Genomic DNA, 18,463 nt, shown 5'->3' with positions numbered 1-18,463 from the left:
TGCGGATGAGGAAGCGTGGTGCCGGCGTTTTCACCGCCCCGGCGGGCAAATGTCCAGCGCAAAACGCCATGCTGCAAGCCATTCGCAGCGATTTGTCGGAAAAGCATCCTGAGTGCGGCGAAAATTAGACAAGAAAAGTGTTTTGGCGGTTTGTATCCGTCACGGAATTGTGGTTATAGACGCAGTTGGTATGAATATACGTGCCGGATTCTTGGCGTGTGCCTGTTGCAGAGCGTGTCTTTGTTAACGGAATCAGTCATGAGTGATTAAGAATTTTTGAGGGTGTCGGGCACGGGGCGTAAAATCCTGGTCCGGCTTGAGAAACGAAGAGGTGGCAAGGTGAGCGAACCTGTGACGGACGTCGGGCAAGATCCGAATCGTCGTGACTTTATCTACATTGCAGCCGGCGCGGGGGCTGTCGGCGCCGCGGCCATGGTGGCGGTGCCGCTGATCGGCCAGATGAATCCGGCGGCCGATACCCTGGCGCTCGCTTCGATCGAATACGACCTCTCCAAGGTGGAAGAAGGGATGCAGGCGGTCGTCAAATGGCGCGGCAAGCCGCTCTTTGTTCGTTATCGCACCAAGAAGGAAATCGCCGAAGCCAAGGCGGTCGATATCAAGACCCTGCGTGATCCGCAGACCGATGCCGAACGCGTGAAGGCCGGCCATGAACAGTATCTCGTGCTGATCGGCGTCTGTACGCACCTCGGCTGCGTGCCCAATTTCGGTACCGGTGATTACGGCGGCTGGTTCTGCCCCTGCCACGGTTCGGAATACGACACGTCGGGCCGCATCCGTCAGGGACCGGCGCCGAAGAATCTTGAAGTGCCTGAGTACACCTTCCTGTCCGACACCAAGATCAAGGTGGGCTAAATGAGCGATCATCCCTCGACCTATGAGCCGAAATCCGGCATTGAAAAGTGGCTGGATTCGCGCCTGCCGATCGTCCGCCTGGCCTATGACAGCTTTGTTGATTACCCGACCCCGAAGAACCTGAACTACTGGTGGACCTTCGGTGGCATCCTGTCGCTCTGCCTGGGCGTGCAGATCCTGACCGGCATCATCCTGGCCATGCACTATACGGCCAATGCCGACCTGGCGTTCGATTCCGTCGAGCGCATCATGCGCGATGTCAACTATGGCTGGCTGATCCGCTATGTTCACGCCAACGGCGCGTCGATGTTCTTCTTCGCCGTCTATATCCACATGTTCCGCGGCCTCTATTACGGTTCCTACAAGGCACCGCGCGAAGTCCTATGGCTGCTCGGTTGTATCATTTACTTCCTGATGATTGCCACCGCCTTCATGGGCTACGTTCTGCCTTGGGGCCAGATGTCCTATTACGGCGCGGTCGTCATCACCAACCTGATCGGCGCCATCCCGGTGGTCGGCCCGTCGATCCTGACCTGGCTGCAGGGCGGGTTCGCGGTCGATAACCCGACGCTGAACCGCTTCTTCTCGCTGCACTACCTGCTGCCGTTCGTCATCGCCGGCGTCGTCGTCCTGCATATCTGGGCGCTGCATGTGGTGGGCCAAAACAACCCGACCGGCGTCGAGATCAAGTCCAAGGAAGACACCCTGCCGTTCACACCCTACGCCACGGTGAAAGACGGCCTGGCCATGATCTTCTTCCTGATCGTGTTCGCTGTGTTCGTCTTCTTTGCGCCGGACGCCATGGGCCATGCCGACAACTATGTGAAGGCCAACCCGCTGCAGACGCCGTCGCACATTGTGCCCGAATGGTACATGCTGCCCTTCTACGCCATCCTGCGCGCCATCACCTTCGATATCGGGCCGATACCAGCGAAGCTCCTGGGCGTCACCGCCATGTTCGGTGCCATCGCCCTGATCTTCGCCCTGCCGTGGCTGGATACCTCGAAGGTCAAGTCGATGCGTTACCGTCCGGTCATGCGCTGGTTCTTCGTCCTGTTCGTCCTGGCCTGTATCGGTCTTGGCTGGTGTGGCGGGCAACTGCCGGATAACCTGGTGTTCTCGATCACCACGGATGCGCATGGCAATCCGCTTGGCCTCAAGGTCGTCTGGCTGTCGCAGCTTCTGGCCGTCTATTATTTCGCCTTCTTCCTGATCATCATGCCGTGGATCGGCCTGAAGGAAGACCCGCTGCCCGTGCCGGCCTCGATCTCCGAAGCTGTCCTGGCCGCCCACGCCAAGAAAAAGGGTTAAGTCACATGAATAGCTTTATGACGAAAACCCTGAAGGTTGCGGCCGGTCTGGCCCTGGTGGTTTCCCTGACCGCCGGTGCCGCCATGGCCAGCGAAGGCTTCAAGGAGCCGGAGGACCATCACTTCACCTTCGAGGGGCCGTTTGGCACCTTCGACCAGGCGCAGTTGCAGCGCGGCTACAAGGTCTATCGTGAGGTCTGCTCGGCCTGTCACTCGATGCACCTGATGTCGTTCCGTAATCTTGGCCAGAAGGGCGGTCCCTTCTACGATCCGAAGTACAAGAACCCGAACGACAACCCGGTGGTGAAGCAGATCGCTTCGGAATTCGATGTCGCTGATATCGATCCGGATACCGGTGACGAAATCACCCGCAAGGCCACGACCTCGGATCGCTTCCCGTCGCCTTTCAAGAACGAAGAGGCGGCCAAGGCCTCCAACAGCGGCGCTATTCCGCCCGATCTTTCGGTGATTACCAAGGCGCGGGAAGGCGGCGCCAACTATGTCGCCTCCATGCTGGCGGGATTCCAGCCGGCCCCGGCCGGTCTGGAAGTGGCGGCAACCCAGCATTATAACCCTTATGTCCACGGCGCGCTGGCGACTTCCTGGAAGGGCGACCCGCACAAGGTGCCGCTGGGCGGCGTCCTAGCCATGCCGCCCCCCTTGGCGGATGACAAGGTGGCCTATGACGACGGCACCAAGGCGACCCTGAAACAGGAAGCCCAGGATGTGGCAGCCTTCCTCGAATGGGCCAGCGATCCGCACGCCACCGAGCGCAAGCAGATGGGCGTGTCGGTCATCCTGTTCCTGCTGCTGATGGCCGGTGTGACCTATGCGGCTTACCGGCAAGTCTGGCGGGGCAAACACTGATAACCCGCTGTGAGGGGCTGCAAAACGTCATCTCGCTGCGCTCCGGTGCTCATGTACTGAAGTACACTCCGCTCCGGTGCTCCCGAGCTAACATTTTTCGCCGCCTCACAGCGGGTTATCCCGACTGAGTTACGAAGCAAAATAAAAGCCCGTCGGAGATCATCCGGCGGGCTTTTTCATTTTTTCCTCCCCTGTAGCGTAGCGTACGGGGGAGGTGGCAGCGCGAGGCTCGAAGAGCCGGTGTCGCTGACGGAGGGGGCTTAGCCCCTACACATTAAACCGGAAGTTCAGGACATCGCCGTCCTTGACCAGGTATTCCTTGCCTTCCTGACGGAACTTGCCGGCTTCCTTGGCGCCGGCTTCGCCGTTGAACTTGACGTAATCATCATAGGCGATGGTTTCAGCGCGGATGAAGCCCTTCTCGAAATCCGTATGGATGACGCCGGCGGCCTGCGGGGCGGTGTCGCCGACATGAATGGTCCAGGCGCGGGCTTCCTTTGGGCCGACCGTGAAATAGGATTGCAGGCCCAGCAGCTTGTAGGCTTCGCGGATCAGGCGGTTCAGGCCGGGTTCTTCCAGGCCGAGCGTCTCCAGAAACTCCTTGCGCTCGTCGGCATCCAGAAGAGCGATTTCCGACTCGATCTGCGCCGAGATGACAACGCTGTTGGCATGGTCGGCCTTGGCTCGTTCGGCCACTTTCGTGGAGAGTTCGTTGCCGGTGGCGGCGGCGTCTTCCTCGACATTGCAGACGTAGAGGGCGGGCTTGGAAGTTAAGAGTTGCAGCATCTCCCAGGCCTTGGTGTCTTCCTTGCTGATCTTGCCCTTCTCAAAGGCTACGCGGGCCGGACGGCCGTTGCGCAGTTCTTCCAGCGCGGCATTGATCAGCGAGACGGTGAGGGCGGCTTCCTTGTCGCCGCCGGATTTGGCGCGCTTTTCCAGATTCGGCAGGCGCTTTTCCAGCGATTCCAGATCGGCCAGCATCAACTCGGTTTCGATGATTTCCAGGTCGCTGATCGGATCGATGCGGCCCTCGACGTGGGTGATGTCGGTGTTGACGAAGCAGCGGGCCACGAAGGCGACCGCGTCACAGTCACGGATATTGGCCAGGAATTGGTTGCCGAGGCCTTCGCCTTTGGAGGCGCCACGCACGAGGCCGGCGATATCGACGAAGTTCATGCGCGCGGGGATGATTTCCTTCGAGCCGACAATCTTCGCCAGCACCTCAAGGCGCGGTTCCGGGACGGCCACATCGCCGGTGTTGGGCTCGATGGTGCAGAACGGGTAGTTGGCGGCCTGGGCCGAAGCCGTCTGGGTCAGGGCGTTGAACAGGGTGGACTTGCCGACATTGGGCAGACCAACGATAGCGACTTTAAGGGCCATGGAAAAAGCTTTTCAGAAAACGGAAATTGCGCTGTTCCCTAAAGCATTTTTCGTAATGGCACCAGTCCTAGCCGTCCTTTTGTGCATTCAACTGCCGCGTATCCAGTTTGGGCGCCGGGGCCAGGCGCATCACCTCGGTGGTGTAGCGCTCGGCGGCGTCGGGCAGACCGGAGAGCAGCACGGGCAGGGCGCGGACGCAGGCGTCGTTCATGGCATTGACCCATGCCTGGTCCGACTTGCCGAAATCACCCAGCACCCAATGCAGCACATCTTCCTTGGCGCCGGGATGGCCGATGCCCATGCGACCGCGCATGAAGTTGGGGCCGATATTGGCCATGATCGAGCGCAAGCCATTATGGCCGGCATGGCCGCCGCCGAGTTTCATGCGCAGGCGGCCGGGCGCGAGATCCAGTTCATCGTGGAAAACGATCACGCGTTCCAGCTTGATCTTGTAGAACTGCATAGCCTTCTGCACGCTCTGGCCGGAGAGGTTCATGAAGGTCTGCGGCTTAAGGGCCAGCACTTTTTCCATGCCCTTTGCCGTCTCGATCTGGCCGTCGGAGGTGATGCCGTCAAAATTTTTCTTTTCCGGACCGAAAGCGGGACTGCGGATCAGTTCGTCGATCATCATGAAGCCGATATTGTGGCGGTTCTTCGCGTATTGTGCACCGGGATTGCCAAGGCCAACGATCAGATACACGGGCATCTCCGAAAACTAATGGGGTTTGGGGGCTGTGCCCCCAAGCCTTTCCCTTGTCAATAAAAAAGCCCCGCCCGAAAAGGGCGAGGCTTTTTTATTGAATAGAAGAAGATTTTGGGGGCACAGCCCCCAAACCCCATTAGCCTTCCGAGGCGGCAGCGGCTTCCGCCGCGTCTTCGCTCTTCGACGCGCCCGAAGCGGTGATCGAGGCGACAACTTCGCCGGCGGCGACATGCGCCTTGACGTCCGAAGGCAGCTTCAGGTCGGAGACGTGGACGCTCTGGCCGATTTCAAGGCCGGTGAGGTCAACGATGATGTCTTCCGGGATGTGGTCGGCCGGAACCAGGATTTCCAGTTCGTGGATGGCGATGTTCAGGGCAGCGCCCTTCTTCAGGCCGGGCGACAGTTCGTGGTTCTTGAAGTGAACCGGCACCGAAATCTTGATTTCGGCATGTTCATCGACCCGGTACAGGTCGAAGTGGATCGGCACATCGGTGACCGGGTGAAAGTCGATCGACTTGGCGATGACCTTCTGGGTTTCCTTGCCGTACTTCAGGGTCACTAGGTGACCGTTGAGCTTGCCGGTGGCCAGCGCCTTGCGGAAGGCGTTCAGGTTGACCGCGATCGGCACGGGCGCCTTGTCACCACCATAAAGAATGCCTGGCAACTTGCCGGCATTGCGGATTTCACGCGCGCCACCGCTGCCGGTGCGCTCACGTACTTCAACGTCAAGAATAATGTCGGCCATAGCCATAAACCTCAATAGAAATATGCCGGTACCACAATTGGCCCGGCAGTCCGAATTTCTGGAGGCGATCCCGATACACGACAAAGCCGCCGGACGCAACCGTCGCAAGGAAAAAAGGCGGCACGCCCATCCGGGACATGCCGCCTTCGACCTTTAATCAAGCGCCAAAAACTACTTTTTCTTCTTGGTCGCCACCTTCTTCTTTGCTGCCTTCTTCACCGGCGCCGGCTTGAGGTAGGGCTTCGGATCGGCATAGGCCGAGGTGCCGTCCGCCTTGAACCCGACGCGGGTGACCGGCGCGAAGCTGAGCGCATTGCTCGACATCTTGCCCAGGCACTGGCCGGTATCCATCAGGACGTGCTGGCCGACACAGAACACATCCTCATAATGCGGCTTGGCCACGGCCAGGCACTGATAGAGGTTGAGCTTGCTCATCTGCAGGCAGCGCTGGCCATCGCCGTCATCAAGCAGGCTGGTAAGGGTCGGCAGGTTGGTTTCGCCGCCTTCGCCAAGCAGGGCCAGGGCGGCGATCGTCAGGGCGCGGTTCACCGCCTGGGTATAGGGCTGGTTGAACAGGTCGGGGCGATCGAAGACGCTGGTCGCGGCCGAAGTCGCGCTGGCTTCGGCGGGCACAGGGGCGGTGCCCGCATCGGGGATCATGGCCGGGTTACCGCCGTTTATCGGGGTGGCTTGCGTAGCCTGAACCGGCAGGCCGACCTGAACCGTGCTCTGGCCGGTGGATTGGCCTGTATCGGCGCTGGTGACGAGGCCCTGGCCGGAAAGGGCGGCCGCCAGTAACCGGGCGCTGTCGTCTGACTGCACGCTGGCGAGGGTCACGGAATTGGCCTTGGCGAGGGCCAGGCGGCCATCGCGGTCGGCCACGAATTCCTTCGACCACTTTTCATGCTGAATGTCATAGGCCGCCTGTTTGACGCCGGCCCCGGCCTTGTAGACGGACTGGCCGTCACTGCTGAGCGCGAGGATGACGCGGCGCGCGGCCGCATCGGCGCCGGGAATGACCGCGGCATAAGCCGGATCGGCGATCAGCTTGGCCCTGATATCGGCGCGGGTCGTGTCATTGGCGGCATAGGTGCGCATTATGGAGCGGAAAGCGGGTTCCTGCATGGCCACAATGGCGGCATAGGCCACAGCGCCGTGTGCCAGTTGGTTGGGTTCGAAGGATTCAGCCGAGGCAAGCTGGGCCTGGATGGCGGCGCCGTCGGCATACTGGCCCCTCATGACCGAGACCTTCTCGATGTAATCCTTGTAGACGGCGGCGGCATCGGAGATTTCGCTGGCGAGCGCGACCGGCGGGCCAGCCGGTGCCGGCGGCGGTGGCGGCGGTGCCGGCGGTGGCGCATCAGTTGCGCAGCCGGCCAGAGTACCGGCCAGGGTTATGGCAAAGCTAAGGGCGATCAGGCTGGTGCCAAAGCCCTTGGTGAGTGCCAGCTTCATACGTACATTCCCCTTTGAGTCCAAGGTATTCGCAGCCGAAAATGCCGGTCTGCGACGAAGGATATAAATTGTGTGACGAAGGCGCCAAAGCCCCCTCAGAAAGGCTTAGCGCGTATGGCGCAGTGTTCAACAGCAAAAACGCCGAAATTATGACGTGGCGCAACTTAAAGGGTTAATGATGGCGCAAGGGAAATGCGGCATTATTTAATAAAAACAATGGCCTGTCAGGTTAATTGTGCGGTATTTCAGACTTGACTTGTCACGAAAAGTTTTCGTGAGCCGCTGGCCTAGTCGAACAGCTTGGAGACGGATTCTTCGTTGGCGATGCGGCGGCCAAGAAGCCTAACAAACGATCCGACGCATCAGTCGAACAGTTTCGATACGGATTCTTCGTTGGCGATGCGCCGGATCGCTTCGCCGATCAGCGGGGCCACGCCGACAATGCGGACCTTCGGATGATTGCGGATGGCTTCCGGGGCCTCGATCGAGTCGGTGATCACTAATTCCTTAAGGACGGACTTGTCGACGCGGTTGATGGCCTCGCCCGAAAGCACGCCGTGGCTGATATAGGCGGAAACCGAGGTGGCGCCGCGTTCCAGGATCGCCTTGGCCGCATTGACCAGGGTGCCGCCAGAATCGACAATATCATCGAACAGGATGCAGTCGCGGCCGGTGACGTCACCGATGATGTTCATGACTTCGGACTCGCCGGCGCGCGGGCGGCGCTTGTCGACAATTGCCAGGTCGCCGCCGAGGCGATCAGCCAGGGCGCGGGCGCGGACCACGCCGCCGACATCGGGCGATACGATCATCAGGTCGGCCGAATTCTTGTAATTGGCCTGGATATCCTTGGCCATGAAGGGGATGGCGACCAGGTTGTCGGTCGGGATATCGAAGAACCCCTGAATCTGGCCGGCGTGCAGGTCCATGGTCAGCACGCGGTGGGCGCCGGCGCGGGTGATCAGGTTGGCGACCAGCTTGGCCGAGATAGGCGTACGACCGCCGGTCTTGCGGTCCTGGCGAGCATAGCCGAAATAGGGGATCACGGCAGTGATGCGCTTGGCCGAGGCGCGGGTCAGGGCGTCAATGCAGATCAGCAGTTCCATCAGGTTGTCATTGGCCGGGAAACTGGTCGACTGGATGACGAAGACGTCCTCGCCGCGGACGTTCTCATCGATGGTGACGAATATTTCGTTGTCGGCAAAGCGCTGAACGCGCGCCTTGCACAGCGGCATGTCGAGATAATCACCGATATTCTGGGCCAGAGTCCGGTTGGAATTGGCGGAGAGCAATTTCATGGTGGGCTTTCCCGTAGCTGCTTTGTGGGGATTGGTCATATGACGCGGCTTTTAGCAGGTGAAAGCGGCGGTTCAAGACCTAAACGTCGTAAATAGTTAAAAATTGCGGGTCTCTGCGAAGGGCCTCACTGAGAGGGAGGCGGATTGCGGGTTCTGGACTTGTTGCGGGGGGCGGTTTGTGGATTAGATATCGGATAATCAAGGGGGAGGATTCCATGCGCAAATCATACCTTTATACCTCGGCCGCCTTCTGGGGCGCCATCTGTCTTGCCGCCTTGCCGGCTATGGCCGCTGTGCCGCAACCGTCACCGGGCATGCCGGTTACCGCCAATATGGGTGCGGTCACCGGCAATGGTGTCCTGACGGATCGTGACGGTCGTCCGCTGGGCACCTGGTCGGTCACGGCGGTTCTCAAGGCCGGTCGGTTCACCGGCAGTTCGACGGTCGTGATCCAGGGACAGACGGTAAGCCTGCCCCTGATCGCCAACCGGTCTTACCTCGAAAACAGCCGATGCGTTTTTTATTCGGAGCAGGACCGGACCCATGTTGAACTGTCGGGGCCATGTACATCAAACGGCATCGGCGGTTATCTCAATGCCTTCATCCCGACCGGTGAAGTCTATTCGGTTAGCGGCTATGTCTCTGGCGCACTGGCCTTCAAGGCGCCGGGCGCCGTGCCGAAGGCTGGCATTGTGCCGAAAGGCCGGCTGACCTGTGCCTGGATGGAGCGCATGGGCGGCGTCGTGGCCGGACAGGACTACCACTACGAACTGCGTTACTCCAACATGGGCTTTCTGCAACTCAGTCCGCAGGGCACTTATACGACCGCGAATACATCCGGCAAATGGGTGCGCGGCCCAGGCGACACGATCCGCCTGACCAGCGGCCAGTTCGCCGGCGCAATCGGTCACCTCCAGCCCGACAAATCGGGCCAGCCGGCGGTCTATTTCGAGCGCGACGAGAACCGGGATGCGCGCGATGTCCACATCGTCGATCCGCAGCGCACCAGTTGCACCGTCAAGCGCTGATCAGGCCCGGATCATGATGCACGAGATCAGACGGCCGTAATCCGGCTCGCCGGTCTTGACGGCGCGGCGGTTGGAATAGAACTGGGCCGCGTCGGCGCAGGTGTCGTGGCCGGTGGAGGCTGTTTCTGCGCAGCCGGCGCGCTTCAGGCGCATCAGGCAGTAGCCGGGCAGATCGAACATCCGCTTGTCGAGGTCATTGGCCTGAATGAAGAAGGCTTTCGATTCCGGGTCTTCCTTCACGAAGGTCGCTTCGTAATCGGCGCTGACCTCATAGGACGCCTGCTGGATGCACGGGCCGATAACGGCGCGGATGCGGTCCGTCTTGGCGCCCTGCTGGGCCATGGCCTTGAGCGTGGCCTCGATAACGCCGCCGAGCGCGCCCTTCCAGCCGGCATGACACGATCCGACCACGCGGCTTTGCGGATCGCAGAACAGGATCGGCGCGCAATCGGCGGAGAGTGCGGAAAGAACAATGCCGGCGCGGGCGGTCACCAGGCCATCGGCTTCGGGGCGTTCGCCGGTGAAGGGTTCATTGACCTTGAGCGCGATAGCGGAATGGACCTGATAAAGGCTGAGCAGATAGTTTTCCGGACGGCCGAACGACGAAGCCACGCGCCGACGGTTTTCCATCACGGCGTCCTGATCGTCCTTTGAGCCGAGGCCGAGATTGAGGCTGCCATAGAGGTCCTGCGATACGCCGCCATGACGGGTGAAGAAGCCGTGTTGAATCTGGGCGAGATCGAGAAGCGGGTGCAGGATACGCGAAGGCAGCAAGGACATAAGAAAAACCTGTTACTGTAAAAAGAGCCATAATCGCAAAGCCTTAGGGCCGCGACTTAAGCTTGGGAATGTCTGTGTTTGGCGCCGTCATCAAGGCGGACGGCTGCGGCGGTTTTGTGTCCGCCGGCGATTTAAAAGGCTCTTTTTGCGCCTGTTTTTATCCTACAGGGCGGTCTCGTTCGCTTCAAGCGCGAAGAGGTTAACGCTGTCCGGGAATGCCAGGCCAAGCACCTTGAATAGCGTGCCCATCTGGTCCGGCGCCATGAGCCGGTCGTACTGGCGCTGGAGTCTTTCGGCCTGATCACGATTGCGTTCACGGAGCGCCGCGTGACGGGCGTCGATGCCGAGGCGTGCCAGAAAATCGCGCTGGGTAACGATGGAGCTGACGGTGACGCCAGTCCTCGCTGCCGTCCCCGCGACCGCCGGGAAATCGGCCCAGACTGTCAGGTCATGCGCACCGGGCGCTTCAAGCTGGTCGTGCTTTTGGTGCCGGTAAAGCGCCTGCAATGTATCCCCAGGTCCAGGGCGATCACGTCCGTAATCGATCAGCAGTGCAGCGCCGCTGGTCTTTTTGATCAGCAGGGCCAGGTTTTCGGCCAGCCGGGTCTGAGCGAGCGATATTTCCACCAGATCGCCGATGGCAGCATCGAAGGGCGGGACAAAGTCCTGACCTGCCGGGACAAGCCCAAAGGCGAGCGCACCGTCCTGCAGGCCGACGCAGCGCTCGAACCAACCGGTCTCGGTACGGATGAATTGCCGCGCCGGCAAACAGTCGAGCAATTCGTTGGCGATCACAATGACCGGCAGGTCTTCGGCCACACCATCCAGAGAGGACAAGAAGGCGGCGTCCGGCACTTTTTGGCCTTGCAGGGCGCGCAGGTGTGGGGAAATTTCGACCATCGTGACTCGAACGGCTTCGCGCAGGCCGGGCACACGTTCGGCGACGCGCAGGATATCGCTCATCAGGGTGCCGTCGCCCCCGCCGATCTCGACGAGCCGGAAAGGCGAGGGCGATCCCATCGACAGCCAGGTCTGTGCCACCCAGACGCCGAGCATCTCACCGAACATCTGCGATACCAGCGGCGCGGTGATGAAATCGCCGTCCGCACCGAGGGTGGCGTGTTTTGTGTAGTAGCCGTCGATCGGATCGAGCAGACAGCGGGCCATATAGGCATCCACCGGCATCGGGCCCTCAAGCGTGATCTGCTCGATCAACCGGTCTTTCAGTGAACTAGCCATCAAGATCGGTGGTCTCGACAGGCGCTTCAGGCTCGGCTTCGGGCTCAGGCACGGGCGTTTTGAGGGCGCGCCAGATCAGGAAGCCGCCGACCGCCACCATGACCAGGGAAAGCGATTGTCCCATTGTGATGATGTTCTTGAAGAAGGGCAGCATCTGCGCGTCAGGTTCGCGGACATTTTCCAGCAGGATGCGGATAAGGCCGTAACCAGCAATGAAGGTGCCCATGATCAGGCCGGGACGGTTGAACTTGCGATAGACGCTCGCCAGAACCCACAACAGGATGAACAGCAGCAAACCTTCGCCGAGCGCTTCATAAAGCTGGCTGGGATGGCGGGGTTCCAGACCGGCCGGGCAGATGTCGTTATACTGCTTCTCGATATACTGGTTGCAGAAAACCATGCCCCACGGCACATGGGTAACGCGGCCCCACAGTTCGCCATTGATGAAGTTGGCGAGACGGCCGAAGAACAGGCCGATCGGCGCGGCGCAGGCCAGCAGGTCGCCGAGGTTGAGCATTCGCGGCAGGGAAAATTTCTGGGCGCGGCAATAGAGTATGGTGGCCACCGCCACACCGGTGAAGCCGCCGTGGAACGACATGCCGCCATGCTGGATCATGAAGACTTCCAGCGGCTGTTTCCAGATGATCGAGGCATCATAGAAGAGGATATAGCCGACGCGGCCGCCAATGATGATGCCGAGGGTGATCCACAGGATCAGGTCATCAAGCTGCGTACTGCTGACCGGCGCGCGGCGCGGCGCCCAGAGACTTTCCTTCTTTATCAGCGCCGCGATATAGAGCCAGCCGCAGACAATGCCGGCAATATAGGCGAGGGCATACCAGCGAATTTCCAGCGGCCCCAGATGGAGAAGAACCGGATCGATATTCGGCATGTTCAAGGGCATGTCATCTCCAAATGTTTCCGAAGTCATCGACTTCGGCAAGGGCAGGTGCCCGTCCGAGCATATGCGAGGAGCCTGCGCGGCCTCTGAGCGCATAATGATTGCCTATTAACAACTCTGCTGTGACTCGTCGCCACAAAAGAGAAGCGGTATCGCCAGAATCATGAAAAGTTTGTCGGAAATGAGATAAGCGCCTATATAGACAGCGTCTTATTTCTTCGGAGTGCCCGCGATGCAAAGCCAAAATCCCTTCCTCGACGAACTGGCCAAGATGACCACGGGCGCCATGTCGCTGGCCCAGGCCGCCGGTGAGGAGGCCAAGGCGGCCTTCCGTGCCCAGGGCGATCGCTTCGTTGCCGACATGGACCTGGTGCGCCGCGATGAGCTGGATGCGCTGCGGGCCGAAGTGGCTGAGCTGCGCGCGGCGGTCGCGGCCTTGTCGGTCAAGCCGAAGGGCAAGGGCGTGAAGCCGGACACCGAAGTGCCGCAAGACTAATTTTTACAGACGAGTTTACATGAATACCCCCCAAACCCTCGACAGCGATGCCCCGTTCGATCCACTCGATATGGTGGAGTCCATCCTGACCGAGGAAGGGCTGGAATTCGAGCGCACGCCGGAAGGCGATCTTGGTTTCGCGCTCGCCGGTGACTGGCGAACCTACGAAATGTGGTTTTCGTGGCGGCCGGAAGGCGAATGCCTGCAACTGTGCTGCTCGCTCGATGTCGAGAGCGGTGTGGGCGTGCCCCTGGCGGAAAATCGCCTGGGCGGGCTTTATGAACTGCTGTGCCTGGTCAATTCGCACGTCTGGTTCGGTCACTTCGAGGTGTTCCGCGATACGGAAGCCGCGGACGGTCAGGGCGTTTATGATGTCATCTTCCGTCATACAGTGGCCCTCAATCCGCTGGAACGCGCTTCGGTCATGGCCAGCGCCCATATGATCAACAGCGCCGCCGAAGCGGTGGACCGTTTCTTCCCGGCTTTCGATTTCTGGTTCAAGGGCGTCAGCACAGCCTCAGATGCCTTTGCTGCCTGCCTGTTCGAGACCAAGGGTGAAGCTTAGAGGCGCGAGGCCTGAATTCATCACTTAGCGGCCCGGCGGGCACTTGCGCCAGTGAGCCGTCAAACCTATTAAAAACGGACGCATCAGTCTGAGGATATCCAAAAAATGAGTCTCGCTAAACCGATCCTTCTTGTGGGCGCCGGGGCGCTCGGCTCCTCGATCCTCAAGGGCTTTCGCGTTCAGGGCCATGTTACGCCGTCCGATGTGATGATCCTCGATCTGAAGCCGGGTGAAGAAGCGCAAGCCTATGCCGCTGATGGCGCGAAGCTAAATCCACTGCCCGAAATCTGGCACTCCGCTAAAACCATCATCCTGGCCGTCAAGCCGCAGGGCTGGCACGCCGTGGCGCAGATCCTCAATGGCAATATCGACAAGGCTGCCGTCATTGTCTCGGTCATGGCCGGGGTGACGACTACCCAGCTCAAGCAGGCGTTTGCCGGCCATCCGACGGCGCGCGTCATGCCGACCACCGGCGTGGCCACCGGCAAGGGCGTGGCCAGCCTCTATGCCGACACGGTGGCGGGCATGGACGCGGCGCGCGGCCTGTTCGCCCCCATGGCCCAGACGGTCGAACTGGCCGACGAGGACCAGATCAATTCGGCGACCGCCGTTTCCGGTTCGGGGCCGGCCTATGTCTATGCCTTCGTGCGGGCGCTGGAAAAGGCGGGCCGGGCCAATGGCCTGTCATACAGCCACGCCCGCGATCTGGCGCGCGGCACGCTGATTTCGGCAGCGCGCCTGCTCGATGAAACCGGCGAAGACCCGGAAGCCCTGATCAAAAAAGTGGCCTCTCCAGGCGGGACGACGGAAGCGGCCCTCAATATTTTGTGCAAGCCGGGTGAGGGACTGGACGAACTGATCCTGGCGTCGGTCGATGCGGCCCACAAACGCTCCAGGGAGTTGGGATAGGAAAAAGGCGGCAGCATGACGCAGCCGCCTTTTTCGATTGTATTTCTTCTTATTGCATTTTCAGGGCCTTCACGATCTCGTTCCAGTCAACGATCTTGAAGTTCTGGCGCTGGCGGGCGGTGGCCGGCGTTTCGCCATCGGTGTCGGAATCGTCCTGCATAACCACGACGCCCTTGCCGTAGGGGCCGACCTGCCCCCCCAGCGCCGCCACACCGTCCGTGCCGGTGACGGCGTCTATGCCATTGCCGGCATAGACCGAGAAGCGCCCCTGATAGGCTGGCGTTTCGCCTTCGACGCGCCAGACCGCAAAGGCGGAATCGCCTTGTGAAGAGGCGATCAGGAAGGTGTGCGCGCCCTCGCGCAGCAGGGTCAGGCCCTCGATATCGGCCACCAGCTTTTGCGAGGGCAGGGTTTCCACGGCCGTGCGCGCCGTGCCGCTCGCCGGATCAAGCCCATATTGCCACAGGGCGACGTTTTCCTCGGCGATATAGAGGCGGCCTGTGGCGTCATCGACCACGCAGCCTTCCGACTGAGTGCCGACGGCGAATCGCCTGACGATACGGGCCTGGGGCTGGCCGTTCTCAGTGGTGATGACCGATTGCGTCACGTCGCCATCCTTGCCGACCATGACAAAGGTAAGCTGGTTGTCCCTGGTGACGCCCATGCAGAAGCCGTAAGCCTCGCTGGTTGGCATGGGCACGAAACCCCAGAAAGTCGTTTGCAAGGTTGCCAGATCAAGCCTGAACAGGGCCGCGCCGCCCTTTACACGATCAGAGGCGGCAATCACCGTTTCCGGCAGACCATCAATCGCCAGGCCGCTGCGCAGGTCGACATTGTTCATGGGGCCTACGGGCAGGAACTGCACCTGTTTGCCAGCCAGGTCATAGACATAAAGCCCGGCCTTCTTGTCGGTGGCATAGATCAGGGCGCGGCGGGAATCCCTGGCATCGACCCAGACTTCGGGATCGTCGGCGCTGTCGAGCGCTTTTGTGGCCACTGCCTGTGTTTCGGCGGCCGCCATGACCGGGGTGCCAGTCCCGTGTGGCATCAGTTTAGAATCTGAAATCAATTCACTATGTAAAGGCGCGCATGATGATAAACAAGCAACACTTATAAATGCTAAGTTTGTTGTCATAAATCTGTTGTAAAACGTTCTGAAATTCATCATCTGCTGTCCTTAATAGCGATCACATCCGGGTAATACCAAAATTTGCAGAAATTAAACTGTAAATTTTTAAAATTGTGGGGCTATTAATGTCGAAAATGAAATATTTGCTTGCCGGCGCCGCCGTGGCGCCTCTGGCATTCACCCTTTCCGCCGGCCAGACGCAGGCGCAGGAAACCGTGACAACGGCTGCGGCAGCCGCTGAGGCGCCGATCGAGGTTGTGGTCTTCGGCCACCGCGCCGCCGAGCGCGAGGCGCTGGAGCAGCAACACAATTCGCAGATCAAGAAGGAAGTCGTCACCGCCAATGACGCCGGTAAGCTGCCGGATCAGAACGTTGGTGAAGCGGTCCAACGTATGCCGGGCGTTACGGTCGATGACGATCAGGGCGAGGGGCGGTATGTCATTATCCGTGGTCTCGATCCGGCCCTGGCTGCCGTTCGCATCAACGGTCAGGACGCTGCCGCCCCAGAAACCGACACGCGCGAAGTGAAGGTCGACACCATTCCGACCGGCCTGATTGGTTCGGTCGAAGTGATCAAGAACCAGACGGCCGAGTACGATGCCAACGCTATCGCCGGTGCCGTGAACGTCAAGACCCTGACCGCCTTCGATCGCAGGAAGCCCTTCCTGACCGCCCGCTATACCGCCGGCCACATCGACCTGAATGACAAGACCTCTTACGACACGGACATTTCGGCCGGTACGCGTTTCGGCGATAACAAGCAGTTCGGCGTCGTGGTCGCGCTCAACGCCTCGCGTCGTCCGCAGGCGTCCGACAACCTCCAGGGCTCGGAAAGCTGGGGCGACGACAAGTCGGGCACGCAAATCGTGCCGTCCGACTGGAAACTGCGAGATTATTATGTGATCCGCAATCGGCAAGGGGCCGCCGTCAATTTCGACTACAGGCCGAATGACGATGTGCATCTCTATGCGCATACCCTGTTCTCGCACTTCACTGACATGGAGCAGCGCCAGCAGTTTGGCGTCAAGCTGGCGGGCCAGACCGCAACGGGCGACGACACCGGCACCTTTGCCAGCACCAAGGCCGCCAAGCGCGATGCCAAGTACCGTTTCGAAGATGAGCATATCTCGACGGTCAGCTTCGGCGGTGAGTTTACGTTGGGCCAGGGCAAGCTGGATGCTGACATCACCAATTCGACCGCTATCAAGGATGACGATCCGCGCTACAACTTTGCCTATGTGTCCGGCAAAAAAGACGCCAGCGGCACCTATGATCTGTCCGATGAACTCTTCACGGTCGATCCGGGCGCCAAGGTTTACGACGCCTCGAATTTTAAGGCTGATGAGGCTGAACTGGAAGCCGATCATTATCGTGAAATCCTGAACCAGGCATCGGTTAACTACACCTTGCCCACAAGCCTGTTTGGTGGTGACACCACCTTCAAGTTCGGGGCGAAATATGCCAAGCGTCACAAGCGTTCCGACGTCAATTACCGTCTGTACGACGTGTCGGGCGCGGGTATGACTCTGAACAACTTCCAGTCCTACACAGGCGCTACACTTTATGATGGCAAGTATAACTTCGGACCAACCGTCGACTTCCTGTCTTCCCTGGATTATGCCGAGGCAAACGGCGTATTAACGGACGCCAATCTGGTTCAGCCCGATACACTGGTCGGAGAACTGGCGGACGATTATGACGTCAGCGAAACGGTCAGCGCCGGCTATGCGCAAGCCACTATCAAGGCTGGCAACCTGACCGTCACACCGGGCCTGCGCATTGAGCACACCCAGAATAGCTCCAAAGCCAAGGCGTTCGACGAGGATTCGTCGATCGACATGGACTTCAACAGCTTCGGCAAGAAAGACTATACCGACCTGTTCCCGTCGGTGGTCGGTCGTTACGATTTCAATTCGAACTCGCTGGTGCGCTTTGCCGCCACGACCTCGATCGGCCGTCCGAACTATGTCGACCTGGCGCCGCACGCCAATATCAGCAAGGGCGATGAAGAAGCCGAGCTTGGCAATCCGGACCTGAATCCGCTCCGGTCGGTTAATCTCGATGCCGGCTACGAGTACTATTTTGGCAAGCACGGTGTGATCTCGGTCTCGGCCTTCTATAAGAGCATCGACGATCCGATCTTCACGACCGGATACACGGGCGACCTGACTGTGGGCGGCGTGACCTATGCCAACATCAGCGTCAGCCAGCCAAAGAACCTGAAAAAGGCGACCGTTTCGGGTGTCGAATTCAACTACGTCATGCAGTATGACATGCTGCCGTCGCCGTTTGACGGTCTGGGCACCTCGTTCAATGTCACCTCGCAGAAGTCTCAGGCGGACGGTGCGCCGGGCCGCAGCGACAAGGTCAGCCTGATCTATACGTCCGACCTGACCGGCACCGCTGAACTGACTTACGAGAAGTATAACTGGACGGCTCGTATCGCCTATTCGTATCGTTCCAAGTTCCTCGATACCCTGGGTGAAGATACAGCCACCGACATCTACACCGCCGGGCGTGGTCGCATCGACGTCAAGGTCGGTTACGCGCTCAACAAGAACTGGCAGGTCTTCGTCCAGGGCAAGAACCTGAACGATGCCGCCTGGCGCCGTTATATCGGCTCGTCAAACCAACTGGTCGAAAACGAAGTTTACGGCAAGACCTGGGCTGTCGGGGTCGCCGCGAAGTTCTAAAGTATTAAACCTGTGCTCAACTGAAGCCCCGCCATGCGCGGGGCTTTTTTTGTCCGCGGTTGCGTGGCGGAGGCATTGCCGGTAAAGCACGG

The 18,463-nt window shown here is 60.0% G+C and carries 17 protein-coding genes; 8 read left to right on the top strand and 9 right to left on the bottom strand.

Annotated elements, in window-relative coordinates; genetic code table 11:
• Positions 1-339 precede the first annotated feature (339 nt).
• Genes petA through BLO49_RS03615 form a run of 3 tightly spaced genes read left to right on the top strand, consistent with a single transcriptional unit; the run spans position 340 to position 3,050 of the window.
• Positions 340-873, top strand: a complete 534-nt coding sequence (petA, locus tag BLO49_RS03625; RefSeq protein WP_090644277.1) for a ubiquinol-cytochrome c reductase iron-sulfur subunit — start codon at positions 340-342, stop codon at positions 871-873.
• Positions 874-2,184, top strand: coding sequence for a cytochrome b (locus BLO49_RS03620; protein WP_090644274.1), 1,311 nt, complete (start codon positions 874-876; stop codon positions 2,182-2,184).
• Between the two features lie 17 nt (positions 2,185-2,201).
• On the top strand, positions 2,202-3,050 hold the full coding sequence (locus BLO49_RS03615) for a cytochrome c1 (protein WP_245678841.1): 849 nt from the start codon (positions 2,202-2,204) through the stop codon (positions 3,048-3,050).
• A 267-nt stretch (positions 3,051-3,317) separates the two neighbouring features.
• Here the strand turns inward: BLO49_RS03615 and ychF are convergent, their stop codons facing one another.
• From ychF to BLO49_RS03590, 5 genes are all read right to left on the bottom strand, one after another.
• Positions 3,318-4,430: a redox-regulated ATPase YchF gene (gene ychF, locus BLO49_RS03610; RefSeq protein ID WP_090644269.1), complete on the bottom strand. Its 1,113-nt coding sequence runs from the start codon at positions 4,428-4,430 to the stop codon at positions 3,318-3,320.
• Between the two features lie 67 nt (positions 4,431-4,497).
• A complete protein-coding gene (gene pth, locus BLO49_RS03605) occupies positions 4,498-5,130 on the bottom strand; it encodes an aminoacyl-tRNA hydrolase (RefSeq protein WP_090646068.1) in 633 nt (210 codons plus the stop codon).
• Between the two features lie 139 nt (positions 5,131-5,269).
• On the bottom strand, positions 5,270-5,878 hold the full coding sequence (locus tag BLO49_RS03600; RefSeq protein ID WP_090644266.1) for a 50S ribosomal protein L25/general stress protein Ctc: 609 nt from the start codon (positions 5,876-5,878) through the stop codon (positions 5,270-5,272).
• Positions 5,879-6,049: 171 nt separating this feature from the next.
• The gene (locus tag BLO49_RS03595; protein WP_090644264.1) at positions 6,050-7,333 is read right to left on the bottom strand and encodes a hypothetical protein; all 1,284 of its coding nucleotides are present in this window, start codon (positions 7,331-7,333) and stop codon (positions 6,050-6,052) included.
• Between the two features lie 362 nt (positions 7,334-7,695).
• Complete coding sequence (locus BLO49_RS03590; RefSeq protein ID WP_090644262.1) at positions 7,696-8,631, bottom strand: ribose-phosphate pyrophosphokinase; 936 nt, start codon at positions 8,629-8,631, stop codon at positions 7,696-7,698.
• Between the two features lie 215 nt (positions 8,632-8,846).
• Here BLO49_RS03590 and BLO49_RS03585 point away from each other — a divergent pair, with 215 nt between their 5' ends.
• Positions 8,847-9,659 carry a hypothetical protein gene (locus BLO49_RS03585; protein WP_090644259.1) on the top strand — a complete coding sequence of 271 codons (813 nt, stop codon included), beginning with the start codon at positions 8,847-8,849 and terminating at the stop codon, positions 9,657-9,659.
• Here the strand turns inward: BLO49_RS03585 and pgeF are convergent, their stop codons facing one another.
• The 3 genes from pgeF to lgt all read right to left on the bottom strand — a co-directional run bounded on the left by pgeF (position 9,660) and on the right by lgt (position 12,576).
• Positions 9,660-10,439 (bottom strand): peptidoglycan editing factor PgeF, encoded by a 780-nt coding sequence (pgeF, locus tag BLO49_RS03580; protein ID WP_090644257.1) that lies wholly within the window; start codon positions 10,437-10,439, stop codon positions 9,660-9,662.
• A gap of 162 nt (positions 10,440-10,601) precedes the next feature.
• The gene (locus BLO49_RS03575) at positions 10,602-11,678 is read right to left on the bottom strand and encodes a class I SAM-dependent methyltransferase (protein ID WP_090644254.1); all 1,077 of its coding nucleotides are present in this window, start codon (positions 11,676-11,678) and stop codon (positions 10,602-10,604) included.
• Positions 11,671-12,576 carry a prolipoprotein diacylglyceryl transferase gene (gene lgt / locus BLO49_RS03570; RefSeq protein ID WP_245678903.1) on the bottom strand — a complete coding sequence of 302 codons (906 nt, stop codon included), beginning with the start codon at positions 12,574-12,576 and terminating at the stop codon, positions 11,671-11,673. The genes BLO49_RS03575 and lgt overlap by 8 nt, the downstream gene beginning before the upstream one ends.
• 235 nt (positions 12,577-12,811) lie before the next feature.
• Between lgt and BLO49_RS03565 the strand changes: the two genes are divergently transcribed.
• The 3 genes from BLO49_RS03565 (at position 12,812) to proC (ending at position 14,549) form a co-directional block, all read left to right on the top strand.
• Positions 12,812-13,075: an accessory factor UbiK family protein gene (locus tag BLO49_RS03565; protein ID WP_090644252.1), complete on the top strand. Its 264-nt coding sequence runs from the start codon at positions 12,812-12,814 to the stop codon at positions 13,073-13,075.
• Positions 13,076-13,094: 19 nt separating this feature from the next.
• Positions 13,095-13,640: a type III secretion system chaperone family protein gene (locus BLO49_RS03560; protein ID WP_090644250.1), complete on the top strand. Its 546-nt coding sequence runs from the start codon at positions 13,095-13,097 to the stop codon at positions 13,638-13,640.
• Positions 13,641-13,745: 105 nt separating this feature from the next.
• A complete protein-coding gene (proC, locus tag BLO49_RS03555; protein ID WP_090644247.1) occupies positions 13,746-14,549 on the top strand; it encodes a pyrroline-5-carboxylate reductase in 804 nt (267 codons plus the stop codon).
• A 49-nt stretch (positions 14,550-14,598) separates the two neighbouring features.
• On the opposite strand, the gene BLO49_RS03550 is transcribed toward proC, so the two are convergent.
• Positions 14,599-15,597: a phytase gene (locus BLO49_RS03550; protein ID WP_245678840.1), complete on the bottom strand. Its 999-nt coding sequence runs from the start codon at positions 15,595-15,597 to the stop codon at positions 14,599-14,601.
• Between the two features lie 206 nt (positions 15,598-15,803).
• Between BLO49_RS03550 and BLO49_RS03545 the strand changes: the two genes are divergently transcribed.
• Positions 15,804-18,371: a TonB-dependent receptor gene (locus BLO49_RS03545; protein WP_090644243.1), complete on the top strand. Its 2,568-nt coding sequence runs from the start codon at positions 15,804-15,806 to the stop codon at positions 18,369-18,371.
• The last annotated feature ends 92 nt before the right edge of the window (positions 18,372-18,463 follow it).

The organism is Asticcacaulis taihuensis (assembly GCF_900100255.1).
Classification (GTDB): Bacteria; Pseudomonadota; Alphaproteobacteria; order Caulobacterales; family Caulobacteraceae; genus Asticcacaulis; species Asticcacaulis taihuensis.
This window is presented reverse-complemented; position numbering and strand designations above follow the sequence as displayed.

Coding starts and splice junctions, on each gene's coding strand:
- proC (WP_090644247.1), top strand. CDS start 13,746: ATGAGTCTCGCTAAACCGATCCTTCTTGTGGGCGCCGGGGCGCTCGGC.
- BLO49_RS03565 (WP_090644252.1), top strand. CDS start 12,812: ATGCAAAGCCAAAATCCCTTCCTCGACGAACTGGCCAAGATGACCACG.
- BLO49_RS03595 (WP_090644264.1), bottom strand. CDS start 7,333: ATGAAGCTGGCACTCACCAAGGGCTTTGGCACCAGCCTGATCGCCCTT.
- pgeF (WP_090644257.1), bottom strand. CDS start 10,439: ATGTCCTTGCTGCCTTCGCGTATCCTGCACCCGCTTCTCGATCTCGCC.
- BLO49_RS03545 (WP_090644243.1), top strand. CDS start 15,804: ATGTCGAAAATGAAATATTTGCTTGCCGGCGCCGCCGTGGCGCCTCTG.
- BLO49_RS03585 (WP_090644259.1), top strand. CDS start 8,847: ATGCGCAAATCATACCTTTATACCTCGGCCGCCTTCTGGGGCGCCATC.
- BLO49_RS03560 (WP_090644250.1), top strand. CDS start 13,095: ATGAATACCCCCCAAACCCTCGACAGCGATGCCCCGTTCGATCCACTC.
- BLO49_RS03620 (WP_090644274.1), top strand. CDS start 874: ATGAGCGATCATCCCTCGACCTATGAGCCGAAATCCGGCATTGAAAAG.
- BLO49_RS03590 (WP_090644262.1), bottom strand. CDS start 8,631: ATGAAATTGCTCTCCGCCAATTCCAACCGGACTCTGGCCCAGAATATC.
- BLO49_RS03615 (WP_245678841.1), top strand. CDS start 2,202: ATGACGAAAACCCTGAAGGTTGCGGCCGGTCTGGCCCTGGTGGTTTCC.
- BLO49_RS03575 (WP_090644254.1), bottom strand. CDS start 11,678: ATGGCTAGTTCACTGAAAGACCGGTTGATCGAGCAGATCACGCTTGAG.
- BLO49_RS03600 (WP_090644266.1), bottom strand. CDS start 5,878: ATGGCCGACATTATTCTTGACGTTGAAGTACGTGAGCGCACCGGCAGC.
- BLO49_RS03550 (WP_245678840.1), bottom strand. CDS start 15,597: ATGCCACACGGGACTGGCACCCCGGTCATGGCGGCCGCCGAAACACAG.
- ychF (WP_090644269.1), bottom strand. CDS start 4,430: ATGGCCCTTAAAGTCGCTATCGTTGGTCTGCCCAATGTCGGCAAGTCC.